This window comes from Sneathiella sp. HT1-7 (assembly GCF_020731145.1).
In the GTDB taxonomy this organism is placed as follows: domain Bacteria; phylum Pseudomonadota; class Alphaproteobacteria; order Sneathiellales; family Sneathiellaceae; genus Sneathiella.
In genome coordinates, this window is the sequence record NZ_JAJFZN010000001.1 from 1 (window position 1) to 13047 (window position 13047).

Annotated in this window: 9 protein-coding genes; 2 read left to right on the plus strand and 7 right to left on the minus strand. The window is 51.2% G+C overall.

Annotated features, from left to right (window positions below):
• The first annotated feature begins 529 nt into the window (after positions 1-529).
• Together LKE13_RS00005 and LKE13_RS00010 are read left to right on the plus strand one after the other, a co-directional pair.
• Positions 530-1978 carry a M23 family metallopeptidase gene (locus LKE13_RS00005; RefSeq protein WP_227947627.1) on the plus strand — a complete coding sequence of 483 codons (1449 nt, stop codon included), beginning with the start codon at positions 530-532 and terminating at the stop codon, positions 1976-1978.
• Positions 1979-2066: 88 nt separating this feature from the next.
• Positions 2067-3299, plus strand: coding sequence for an MFS transporter (locus LKE13_RS00010; RefSeq protein WP_227947628.1), 1233 nt, complete (start codon positions 2067-2069; stop codon positions 3297-3299).
• Between the two features lie 76 nt (positions 3300-3375).
• Here the strand turns inward: LKE13_RS00010 and clpB are convergent, their stop codons facing one another.
• The 7 genes from clpB to LKE13_RS00045 all read right to left on the minus strand — a co-directional run bounded on the left by clpB (position 3376) and on the right by LKE13_RS00045 (position 13021).
• Positions 3376-5964: an ATP-dependent chaperone ClpB gene (clpB, locus tag LKE13_RS00015; protein ID WP_227947629.1), complete on the minus strand. Its 2589-nt coding sequence runs from the start codon at positions 5962-5964 to the stop codon at positions 3376-3378.
• A 246-nt stretch (positions 5965-6210) separates the two neighbouring features.
• Positions 6211-6846 carry a DUF4167 domain-containing protein gene (locus LKE13_RS00020; RefSeq protein ID WP_227947630.1) on the minus strand — a complete coding sequence of 212 codons (636 nt, stop codon included), beginning with the start codon at positions 6844-6846 and terminating at the stop codon, positions 6211-6213.
• Between the two features lie 247 nt (positions 6847-7093).
• Positions 7094-7948, minus strand: coding sequence for a peptide chain release factor N(5)-glutamine methyltransferase (gene prmC / locus LKE13_RS00025; RefSeq protein ID WP_227947631.1), 855 nt, complete (start codon positions 7946-7948; stop codon positions 7094-7096).
• Between the two features lie 4 nt (positions 7949-7952).
• Positions 7953-9041, minus strand: a complete 1089-nt coding sequence (gene prfA, locus LKE13_RS00030) for a peptide chain release factor 1 (RefSeq protein ID WP_227947632.1) — start codon at positions 9039-9041, stop codon at positions 7953-7955.
• Between the two features lie 9 nt (positions 9042-9050).
• Positions 9051-10295 (minus strand): histidine--tRNA ligase, encoded by a 1245-nt coding sequence (hisS, locus tag LKE13_RS00035; RefSeq protein WP_227947633.1) that lies wholly within the window; start codon positions 10293-10295, stop codon positions 9051-9053.
• 37 nt (positions 10296-10332) lie between these two features.
• A complete protein-coding gene (gene ispG / locus LKE13_RS00040; RefSeq protein WP_227947634.1) occupies positions 10333-11478 on the minus strand; it encodes a flavodoxin-dependent (E)-4-hydroxy-3-methylbut-2-enyl-diphosphate synthase in 1146 nt (381 codons plus the stop codon).
• Positions 11479-11602: 124 nt separating this feature from the next.
• Positions 11603-13021, minus strand: coding sequence for a helix-turn-helix domain-containing protein (locus LKE13_RS00045; RefSeq protein ID WP_227947635.1), 1419 nt, complete (start codon positions 13019-13021; stop codon positions 11603-11605).
• Positions 13022-13047: the final 26 nt, after the last annotated feature.

Here is a 13047-nt window from a genome sequence, read left to right on the forward strand (position 1 = left end):
CAAGATACCCGTTGCAACAAAAAGTCGTCATTCAACAACCCCGCCGCCCAGGCATCCCTTCTCATCTTTATCCACAATGTCAAAAATCAAACCGCCCAAAATCAAAAATTCCGGACAAAAAAACCAACCAGACAAATCAAGCAAATTAGGCCAAAAACAAAACCCAAAACCAGACCCGCCCCGTCGGCGTGACGCGGTTTATAGGACCATCATCCAACAACGTCAACGACTATTTTAAAGTTTTTTCGGCAAGCCATGTTTATGCCGCAAACTTCCCCTATAAACCGCTATTCCTGATGTAAACAAACAGCTTTTCGAACGCCCGGCAATATCAACTATGATAGGTGACACAAAGACGAATGGCCGGAAGATTGAAGCAATCTCCCACCATCAATGGAAAATGAGATTCGAAGAACTTAAGGAAAAATTGAGGAATACTTGACAAAATTGCACTCTGACAGCATCTTTTGTCGCAATGAGTATGGTTAACGGCTTCTAAATCAACATATTACAACGGGTGGTTCAACGAGTGCTGAAGAGAATTAAATCAAGCGCCCAGACGGGTGCGATTGGCAAGTCTTTGCTGATGCCTGTTTTGACAACAGTTGCCGGCGGTGCCGTCGGCGCCCTGCTGGTAACCACCTTTTTGACCGGGCCTGACAAAGCGCCGACTGATCTCACAGTAAGCACAACTCAAACGCAGACGACACCTGGTACTCAGGCAACAGAGAATGCAGCTGCAGCCCCGACTGAGACAGAAGAGGCAACTGCAGAAATTTCCGAAAAAGAGGGCGAAGTTGCCGTCGCGGCCTATGTCGCCCCTGCTGCAAAAAATCTGAACGAACTGACGAAGACGGTCTCTGTTAGCAAGGGCGATACCTTGATGAAGGTCCTGACCCGCGCCGGTGCCGACCGGACAGAAAGTTATGAGGCCATAACCGCCCTTAATGAAATATTTGATCCGCGCAGCCTGAAGATCGGGCAAGATGTTACGCTTTATTTCGGCATGGATGACGCCAGAGAAAGTGATGCCACCGCCCCGAGCCTCATTCGTGTCTCTCTTAAAGAAGATGTCGACCGGCAGCTAGCCGCCGTCCGTACTCCGGGTGAAGGCTTCACAGCCCAAGAAACCGTACTTGAGCTTGATCGGAAAATGGTCCGGGCTGGCGGCGTTATTCAAAGCTCCCTTTTTCTATCTGCGGCACAGGCCGGAATCCCGACGAAAACCATCGTCGACCTGATCCGGATCTTTAGTTATGACGTCGATTTCCAACGTGAAATCCAGCCCGGCGATAGCTTCGAGGTTTATTTCGAACGATTCGCGGATGAGAACGGTACTATCCTGAAAGAGGGTTCCATCCTCTGGGCGTCCATGACTTTAAGCGGTAAGGAGTTTTCAGTATATCGTTTCAAGACCGATGACGATGGCTTTACCGACTATTATGATGAAAAAGGCCGCAGCGTTAAAAAGACATTGATGCGCACACCGATTGATGGCGCTCGTCTCACATCCGGATTTGGAAAGCGTAAACACCCGACTCTCGGCTATACTAAAATGCATCGCGGTGTCGATTTCGGCGCACGCAGTGGCACGCCAATTATGGCAGCAGGTAACGGAACGGTTGAGTTCGCGGCGCGCAATGGCGGTTACGGGAATTATGTCCGCATTCGCCATAACAGTGAATTTAAAACCGCCTATGCCCATATGCGTAAATTCGGGAAAGGTGTCCGTAAGGGCGCGCGCGTGAAACAGGGCCAGGTTATAGGCTATGTCGGCACAACAGGGCGTTCCACCGGACCTCATCTGCATTATGAAGTACATAAAGACGGTCGGCAAATTAATCCGCTTTCAGTCAAGCTGCCTGCGGGCCGTAAGCTCGGTGGAAAAATGTTGGCGGCTTTCAATGCATATACCGGACAAGTCCGTCAGGAAGTTGCCGGCGTCGAATTGGAAACGCAGCTGGCAAGTATAAAGTAACATTGTCTATCGTTCGAAAGTAACGAAGCGGCTGTCAGATTAAGCTATAGTTTTAACCACCGTAGGCGAATAGCAGGTCGGTGTTGTTTTGAATAATAAAGCTCTTTTCACATTGTACTTTGTTGTGATGCTCGACGTTGCCGGGCAGGGAATTTTATTTCCGGCCTTAACAACATTGATCATTAATCCGACAAGTCACTTTTTGCCAGAAGGAACAACGGCCTCAACCCGGAACTTCTATTATGGCTTGATCACAGGCAGTTTCTTCTTTTGCTGGTTTCTCGGAGCCACAATGATTGCAAGTTACTCCGATGATGTTGGACGCAAGATAGCTCTGGTGATCTGCCTGATTGGATCAGCACTCGGCTATATCTTGACAATTATTGGGATATATTTGCAGAGTATTAGTCTGCTTGTACTCGGGCGGATCATCGCCGGATTTACCGCTGGCAGCCAGTCTGTTTCGCAGGCAGCCATCATTGATATTAGCACCGATGAAAATCGCACCGAGAATCTTGGGCGCCTTGTTGCAGCCTTAGCAGCGGGGCTTGCCTTCGGCCCCATTGTCGGGGGCGTATTCTCCGACAAGACCTTGTGGCCTGAGTTAAATGTCACCGTTCCCGTCTATATTATCACGGCATGCTTGCTCCTAAATCTGATCCTTGTTTTGAAGTATTTTAAGGATGTGCGGGAGACCGATGGAAATTTCACCTTTAACATTTTTTCGGCTTTTACCGAGCTTGCCGCCGCCGCAAAAACACAGGCCATTCGGAATATTTCCATTGTCTTCTTTATCTGTGTTTTCTCGCTCACGCTTTTTTACATCTATTCCATCGTTTACCTCTTTCGAAAATTTGCATTTACGACCATTGAAAACAGTGCGGCAATGTTCGTAATTGGGATCGGCCTCGCCGTTGGCAGCCGATATCTGATCAAACCTCTGGCAGACCGGTTTACGCAAGATAAGATTGTCAGCGGCTCCCTGCTCACCATGGCTCTTTTTCAAGGAATTTTCCTACTCAGTGGCAATGAATACATCGCCGTGGCAAGCATGTTACCGCTATTGATGGCCTATGGGGTTGCCTATACAAACTGCCTGTCGATTTTCTCCGATGCTGTGTCTGAAGACAAACAAGGGTGGGTAATGGGCATATCAATTTCTCTATTCACCTTCGGAGGCGGAGTTGTTTCTATCGCAGGCGAAGAGTTGATGAATATTTTTCTTGAGTTACCATTCCTTCTTTCCATTATCGGAATGGTCATTGCAAGCGCTCTTGCGGTCGGCCTGAAAATACTCCAGCCTTATAAAATACCTGCGTAGATACATAAATACCGATCGAAAAAGGCGGCAGCCATAGCATGGCAACCGCCTTTCTAAATCTTAACGCAAATCGAACTTATGCAGCGTCAGCAAGAACGTTATTAATCATTAGCCCATCCTCACCGGCGGTTACTTTCACTTTTGCACCGTCATCGATATTGCCTTCGAGTATCAGTGACGCCAGCGGATTCTGCAAATACCGCTGGATCACCCTTTTCAAAGGCCGAGCGCCATAAATCGGATCATAACCGCGATTGGCAATCCACTCATAAGCCGACGGATCAAGATCAAGATCAATTCGGCGATCTGCCAGCAATGTCTGCAGATGCTCGAGTTGAATGTCGACAATATCGTTCATATTCTCTCGGCTCAGGCGATGGAAGATGATCTGCTCATCCAGCCTGTTCAAAAACTCCGGCCGGAAAGACGCTCTCACGGTTTCCATTACTTTGTGGCGCACAAGCTCGTCATCCACATCGTCACCGGCGGACATATGTTCACTACCGAGATTGGACGTCAGGATAATAAGTGTATTCTTGAAATCCACCGTCCGGCCCTGACCATCCGTCAAACGACCGTCATCAAGCACCTGAAGCAGAATATTGAAGACATCCGGATGCGCTTTTTCAACCTCGTCAAACAAGATGACCTGATACGGGCGCCGTCGTACAGCCTCCGTAATGACGCCTCCTTGATCATAGCCGACATATCCTGGAGGCGCACCAATGAGACGCGCAACGCTGTGTTTCTCCATAAATTCTGACATATCGACACGGAGCAAGGCATGTTCGTCATCGAACAGGAAGCCCGCCAATGCCTTGGTGAGCTCCGTCTTACCCACACCGGTCGGCCCGAGGAACAGAAATGAGCCAATCGGCTGGTTCGGATCCTGAAGACCCGCGCGGGAACGTCGAACCGCATTGGAAACAGCAACAAGCGCCTCTTCCTGACCGACAACGCGTTTACGAAGCTCTTCTTCCATGTTCAGCAGCTTTTCGCGCTCACCAGAAAGCATCTTATCAACCGGGATACCTGTCCAGCGTGACACGACACCGGCTATATCCTCTTCCTTGACGCTGTCGCGTACAATGGAAGAACCTTCCGCTTCTTCGGCTTCTTCAAGTTGCTTTTCAAGTTCCGGAATAGCACCATAGGCAAGCTCACCTGCGCGTTGCAGGTTCCCCTGCCGCTGAACATTTGCGAGTTCATTGCGTGCCGCATCGAGTTGCTCTTTAACGCTCTGGGCACGATTGAGCTTCTCCTTCTCCATCTGCCAGCTTTCCGTGAGGTCTGCAGACTGTTTCTCAAGCTCAACCAACTCGGTTTTCAACTTTTCAAGACGTTCTTTCGAGGCTTTGTCCGTTTCTTTCTCAAGCGCCGAAGCCTCGATCTTCATTTGCAGAATCTTGCGATCCAGCTCATCGACTTCCTCAGGCTTGCTGTCAACTTCCATACGCCGACGGCTGGCCGCTTCATCCATAAGGTCAATAGCCTTATCGGGAAGGAAGCGGTCCGTGATATATCGATTGGATAAGGTTGCAGCGGCGACAAGAGCACTATCGGAAATCTGCACCCCGTGATGAACCTCGTACTTCTCCTTTAGGCCACGCAGGATGGAAATCGTATCCTCAACGGTCGGTTCGGAGACGAAGACTGACTGGAACCGTCGCGCTAATGCTGCATCTTTTTCGATATATTTGCGGTATTCATCAAGTGTCGTTGCGCCAACGCAATGCAGCTCCCCGCGCGCCAAAGCAGGCTTCAACAGGTTGGAGGCGTCCATCGACCCTTCCGCGGCCCCTGCCCCGACAAGTGTGTGCAACTCGTCGATAAAGAGAATGATTTCGCCGCCCGTTGCAGAAATTTCGGACAGAACGGCTTTAAGCCGTTCCTCAAATTCACCGCGATATTTGGCCCCGGCAATCAACTGCCCCAGATCAAGGCTCATCAGTTTCTTGTCTTTGAGGCTCTCCGGCACATCGCCATTCACAATCCGAAGGGCCAGCCCCTCAATGATGGCCGTTTTACCAACGCCGGGTTCCCCGATCAGGACCGGATTATTTTTTGTCCGTCGAGAAAGCACCTGAATTGTTCGGCGGATTTCTTCATCGCGGCCGATCACTGGATCAAGCTTGCCCTTTTTGGCCGCTTCGGTCAGATCCCGCGCGTACTTATTAAGGGCATCATAGCTTGCTTCCGCCCCACTGCTATCAGCCGTGCGACCTTTACGCAGGTCATTAATCGCCTCGTTCAGACTATTGGGGGTAACCTTCGCATTGTTGAGGATTTTTGCGGACTCCGTTCCCTTTTCCAACGCGAGAGCAAGAAGGAGCCGTTCCGCCGTCACAAAGCTGTCACCGGCCTTATCCGCAAGTTTCTCGGCAGAGGCAAAAACGCGCGCGAGTTCTGGCGACAGGTTAACCTGTCCGGCGCCGCTACCCGTCACTTGCGGAAGTTTGGCCATCGCAGCCTCAATTCCCTGACGCGCAACGCTTGCGTCGCCGCCAGCTTTCGCAATCAGCCCACTCGCCAGTCCTTCTTTGTCATCCAGAAGTACTTTTAAGAGATGTTCAGGCGTCAGTCTTTGGTGGTTTTCACGTAACGCCAATGATTGGGCCGATTGGATAAACCCCTTCGACCGGTCTGTGTATTTTTCAATATCCATGCTCGTCCTCGACACATAGACCGTTGCTTCTTTGCGCGGCTCTATCTGATCCCTAAAAGGCAATCATAACGCGAACCCGCCAACGGCTTCATCACTGATATATATGTGGGCGGATTGAGGGTGATTTCAAGAGAATATTTGAGACTACACACTCCGGGATATTGCATCCAAATGCAAAAGGGAGGTCCGATCCAGACCTCCCCTTTTTATTTATCCAGAAGTTATCTCCAGAAGCCAAAACACACCTTAATCTGTCGTGTTGGCTTCTTTTGGATCTTCTTCACCAACATTCCTGCTGGATGTTCGACGCCGTAAGGTTCGCGTCCGGCTAACCTTGCGTTTCGGTTTTACCTCGCCGTCTTCTTCGCCATCCGAAGCTTCGGAAGATTTGGGCGCGTCGTTTTCACTCGCAAGTTCAATGACGGGCTGTTCAGTTGTGCCCAGATCAACTACAGGATTGCTTTGAGCTTCATCTTGCTCATTGCTCCCAGAAGCCTGCTCTTCATTATTGCGATTTCTTGCCTTACGCGGCGCCGGTGTTGCGTTTTCATTCTCAGGCGCGACAGGCGTATTTTCGGAACTTTCAACTGGTTGTTTTTCCTTCGGCGGAATCGTATTCGCGGCAATTATCCGGAAATAATGTTCTGCATGCTGGAAATAGTTTTCAGCGGCAACACGATCACCCGAAGTCTGGGCGTCGGTTCCGAGGGCCGTGTATTTATCGTAAACCTGATTTGCTGTTCCCCGGATTTTCCCGTCGGGACCATTGCTGTCATAGTTACGGTTACCGCCATTCTGCCGACGATTGTTTCCTGACCCGGGTCGATTCCCGCCAGAATTCGTTCGTCCGCCACGGGGACGTCTATTACTACTTACTCTCATAACTGCAATGATTCCGCCAATCTAAAGTTCAAAATTTCACTTATTGTAAAATTCTTTCAATTCAGGCACCTGCAAAAAACCCCGCTCGCGCGCTACCAAGATGTCCTTAATCCGGAAGCTCAGGCCTGAATTTTAATTAAATATCGATCATTGACCTTAAGATCAGGTCTTGTTTTTCACATATGATCTCTAGAAAGCCTACAATCTGTTCGCGCAATAATCCAACCTTTTTTTCAAAAAAAATGCGCTAATCACGAAGAAAAGCTGATACGCATCGCTCAATAGCCGCAATATCCCTATGAAATTGCGGCAACGACAGACCTGAATTCTGCATCATTTGCCCAACTTGCTGCGCCTGCTCTATACCGACTTCGAACACTAGTTGCCCATTTGGGCGCAACAAAGTCCGTATATTTGAAAGTATATCACGGTAGCTGCCAAGTCCATCCACACCTCCATCCAGCGCGAGATGCGGTTCAAAATCACGTACTTCCGGCTGAAGCCCCGCCATATCGCGCGTCGGGATGTAGGGAGGATTGCTGATCACAAGATCAAATTTTTCCCCAAGATCAATATCCCAACTGCCGCGATGGAATTCTGTGCGGAGCTCCAAACCTAACCGGCTCGCATTTTTTCGGGCGACGGCAAGGGCGGCATCACTACAATCTATTCCAACACCCGTCGCAGATGGTATCTCGCTCAAAATCGTCAGCAACAAACACCCGCTACCCGTCCCAAGATCCAGTACCCGCCGTGGATTAAATTCTTGGTTTTGCGATGAAAGTACGGCCTCAATCAGGGTTTCACTATCCGGCCGCGGATCCAAAACATCTTTGTTTACCAGAAAATCTAGGCTCCAGAATTCCCGATGTCCCGTCAAATGAGAAAGCGGCTCCCGTGCCGCGCGTCGGGTAATAAGACTATTGAATTTCTTGTGTTCTTCATCTGTGAGGACTCGATCCGGTTCCCGGTAGAGGTAAGTCACTTCTTCACCAAGCACATTTGCTAGAAGCAATGCCGCATCTCGTTTCGCATCGCTTACATCAGATTGCCTCAAAATTTCGCCGGCTTCCAAAACCGCCGATCGAAGAGAAGCTGTCATCTGGTCAACTGCCGCCCTCGATCTCGGAGAGGAGTGCGGCCTGATCCTCAGAGATCAGCGCCTCTATCACTTCGCCAAGAGCTTCGCCTGTCAACACTTTATCAAGCTTATAGAGCGTGAGATTAATCCGATGGTCTGTCACGCGCCCTTGCGGAAAATTATAGGTTCTGATGCGTTCTGATCGATCGCCCGACCCGACCTGCCCTTTTCTCTCTGCGGACCGTTCTGCTGCAAGCGCCGCCCGTTGCGCCTCATAAATGCGGGAGCGCAGCACGCTCATCGCTTTTGCCTTGTTCTTATGCTGGGACTTCTCATCCTGCTGCTGCACAACAATACCGGTCGGAATATGGGTTATGCGCACCGCTGAGTCTGTCGTGTTAACGGACTGCCCACCCGGACCGGACGCGCGAAAAATATCAACCCGGATATCGCTATCGGCAATTTGCACGTCGACCTCTTCCGCCTCTGGCAGCACGGCGACGGTAGCGGCCGATGTATGAATCCGCCCGCCAGTTTCTGTCTCCGGCACACGCTGCACCCGATGTACACCGGACTCAAATTTGAGATTGGCGAAAACATTCCGCCCCGTCACTTTGACGACCACTTCCTTAACCCCGCCAAGATCAGATTCTGAAAAGGACATGGTTTCACATTTCCAGCCCTGACCTTCGGCATAGCGCTGGTACATCCGGTATAGATCGCCTGCAAAAAGCGCCGCCTCTTCCCCGCCAGTACCCGCGCGTATTTCCAGGATCGCGTTTTTCTCGTCCGCGTCATCTTTGGGCAGTAGTTGCAACTTGATGGAATGCTCCAGATCGGGAAGACGGGTTTTAAGCTCCTCAATCTCCAGCTCCGCCATCTCCTTCATTTCCGCGTCTGTGTCTTCGCTGTCGAGCATTTCTTCAAGATCACCGAGTTCACTGCGGGTCGACTGATACTGCTGTATAGCCTCGACCAGAGGCTTTATTTCAGAGTATTCCCGGCTCATGCGGACAAAGTCGTCCGGCGCCACCTCACCCATTTCACCGGACATGGCGGCTTCCAGCTCCTCAGAGCGGGCCTGTATCATTTTGAGCTTATCTTCGGGAAGCATATTTTGACCTTAACTGAGAGCGCCAAGCGCTACGGAAATATCCGACAAAGGGACTTCGCTCTGCTCGCCCTGATCTAGATCGCGAAGCGTGCAGACGTTTCGGGCAAGTTCATCCTCCCCGATCAGTACCGCCGCACGGGCATTTAATTTATTGGCCCGCTTCATGCGTTTCCCGACATTGCCCTTAAAGGCCATTTCAATACAAAGCCCGTCCTGCCGCAGTTGATGCGCTAGCTTCGCCGCAACGGACTCCGCAGCTTCTCCGACAGGCACAATGGCAACGGGACGTATAGATGCCGGTACATTCTCGATCAACATGGCAAGACGTTCTATTCCGCCAGCCCATCCAATGCCAGGAGTTGATTTGCCGCCAAGCGTCTCAATCAGCCCGTCATAGCGACCACCCGCAATCACCGCCCCTTGCGCGCCAAGCGCTGTGGTCACGAATTCAAAAGCAGTATGTGTATAATAATCAAGACCGCGGACCAAGCGCCGATTGAGTTCATACTCGATCCCGAGAAGCGATATTCCTTCCAGCACATCGGCGAAAAACTCACTCGAATAACTATTGAGATAGTCGTTGAACAGGGGCGCCTTTTCGACAAGGACCCGGTCGCCCTTGTCCTTACTATCAAGAATACGAAGCGGATTCCGCTCCAGCCGTTCCAGACTGTCTTTCGACAAGTTCGATTTATGATCGCTGAAATATTCGACAAGCGCCGTACGATATGCCTGACGGCTTTCCTGATCGCCGAGGGTATTAATCTCTAAGCTACAATGTTCCAGGACGCCCAGCGCTTTAAGGATCGAGGCACCAACGGCGATCACTTCTATATCCGCCTTGGCCTCCGCCGCGCCTATGCATTCCACATCAATCTGGTGGAACTGCCGTTGCCGTCCTTTCTGCGGACGTTCATAGCGAAACATCGGACCCGCTGCGAACACCTTAAATGGGACATTCTGCTGTAATCCATTACTTATAAAAGCGCGGCAAATTCCAGCGGTGTATTCGGGCCGCAACGTCATACTTTCCCCGCTCCGGCTTTCAAAGGAATACATTTCCTTCGAAACAACATCGGAGCTCTCGCCCATCGTCCGTGCAAAAACTTCTGTGAACTCAAAGATCGGCGTGGCCATTTCCGCATAACCAAAGCGCGCCGCCATTTCCCGCGCCGTTTTCCGCACATGTGCATGGCGCGCAAAATCCTCAGGCAACAGGTCATGGGTGCCGCGGACTGGCTGTGGTAATGACACGTCTTTTCTCCGTCTAGTAAATTCTTCTAAGGTGAGGTCAAGCGATGCGCTTGGCAGTGTGGGATTCAGTCATATCACCGCTATCGTTCAAGGCCTCCAACTCGGCGGCTTTTGCTTCGACCAGTTCGACAATATGATCCACCATATCCCCAGTCGCCACTTTATGATCCGTAACGCCGCTCAAGTAAACCATATGATTATCCTTACCGCCGCCTGTCAGACCGATATCAGTCTCCCGTGCCTCTCCCGGGCCATTCACGACACAGCCAATAATCGAGAGGGTAAGCGGTGTGTGAATATGGGCCAGCCGCTCTTCAAGCAATTCAACTGTCTTGATTACAGGAAAGGCCTGCCGCGCGCAGGACGGACAGGAAATAATCGTGACACCCCGTCGGCGCAGTCCCAGGCTTTTCAGTATTTCATAGCCTGCCTTGATTTCCTCAACCGGATCGGCCGAAAGGGACACTCGGATTGTATCGCCAATCCCCGACCAGAGCAGCATGCCAAGACCGATAGAGGATTTCACCGTACCGGATGACAATCCGCCAGCTTCAGTAATACCTAAGTGGAGCGGATAGTCACATACCTCCGCCAGCCCCTGATAGGCCGCAACAGACAGGAAAACATCGGATGCTTTCACGCTGATCTTGAAATTAAAGAAGTCGTTGTCCTCAAGAATGCGAGCGTGGTTCATTGCCGATTCCACCATCGCTTCCGGGCAGGGTTCGCCATATTTCTCCAACAGCTCACGCTCAAGGCTTCCGGCATTCACCCCAATCCGCATGGAGCAGTTATGATCTACAGCCGCCTTCACCACGTCGCGTACGCGATCGGCCGATCCGATATTACCGGGGTTGATCCGGAGACATGCCGCGCCGGCCTCCGCCGCCTCAATGCCGCGTTTATAATGGAAATGGATATCCGCAATAATGGGAACGCTCGTCTCCCGGACAATTTCTTTCAGCGCTGCCGTGCTCGCCTCATCCGGACAGGAAACCCGGACCATGTCCGCGCCGGCCTCTTCCAGCGCATGAATCTGCCCAATAGTCGCCTTGGCGTCGGACGTCAGAGTATTGGTCATTGACTGTACGGTTATCGGCGCATCTCCGCCAACAGGCACATCGCCGACAAAAATCTGGCGCGATTTCCGGCGGATAATCTCTCGGTAAGGTCTGATGCTCATGGGATCATACTTTTTAAATTAGCGGCAAAAATGCCGCAGTCGCGAATTTCGCCTAAAATGGCTGCAAATCGCAGAAATTACAAGTGATACAATTGTCGCCGATTTTTCAATCCGAAAACTGCGGCTATTGCAAACCGGTATTCACGAGCAAGCTCTCCGCAACCAACGGAACTTCGCGTAAAATTGTTCCCGCCCCACCGAGGGCCTTGATCTCTTTGCCGTCAACCCGGATTTCAAGCCCGCCCGCATTTCCCGTAGTAAGGATAAAGCCCGGTGCATTCGGCGCCATATAAACATCGCCAGGCTTAAGCACTCTTGAGAGCACCGGCTTTTCATCCGTTGCCTTCACTTCAACCCAGCTTTCCTCTGTCGCGCGGACAACCACGCGGGCGTCCGTATTTTCAACACCAAATGTCCGAGGTAACGGATTTTCGGGCGTATCTGCTGTCTGAAATTGCGCGGCGGCGGCCGTGTCCAACCTGTCCTGTGGATAGTTCGCTGGAGTTTCCGTTGCGGGTTGAGTCGTTTCCGGGGCAGCGGCCTGTTGTTCCACTGGTTCTGCCACGGTCGCCGTTAGTGTGTTGCTGGTTACGGGATCTTGCTGTAGCTCCGCCACCGGCGTTGTTGTCGTTTCATCTTCTGTCTTAGGGGGATCTATCTCCGCCGTTTCTTCCAGCGATGAAGGCGCAATGTTTATATCCGATGCTATGGCAGTCGCCGTATCTTCCACAATCTCCGTCTCCGGGACTGCCAGCGTATTCGATCCTTCAGGATTTTCTATTGCGACGCCCTCTTCCGCCATCGCTTCATTCTCGCTTAACGCTGCGACACTTTCAGTTTCAGAAGTAGTATTTTCCACGTCTTTGTTTTCAGGGGCTGCTATTGACGCAATAGCGGGAGTTTCGGACGAGTTTTCCGGACCTTTCAATGCCCTATCGCGATCGGGCTCATTTGCTGTATTTTGAGACTGTATATCTTCAAGATCTCGAATTTTGCTCGCCAGATGTTCTGGCAACTCTGCCACTCTCTCGAAATCAAGGCTTTCGCTTTCCTGATATAAAAACCAACCAGCCAGCAGGACCAGTGCGACGACAAATGTCCCCAGCATAATACCTGCTCCCGGAATACGCCCGCCGGAAGAAGGCTCTGGAAAGGCAAGGGATTGCACATGTATTCCTGCACCTTCCTCATTCTTATAGAGCTCGACAATCGCCACCGCATCAAGATCGAGTAAATTCGCATAGGATCGCAAAAACCCTGTGACAAATGTCTGTCCAGGAAGGCTATTGAAGTTACCCTCCTCCAGCGCATGAACCTGACTTGCGCGAAGTCGCAGAATATCCGCGACCTGATGCAGGGAAAGCCCTTTTGCTTCACGCGCATCACGCAGTTGAGAACCAACAGAATGCGGGCCATCCTCCGCTTCTGGCTGATCGTTATTTTCTTCAGGGGTCTTTAACGACAGCCTTGTTTTCTTGGACGCATTTCTGCCGAACAGGTTAGGCTGGGTTACGACATCTCGTCGGTTGCTGTCTTTCACCATAATGGAACGCCAAATTACCGTTTATT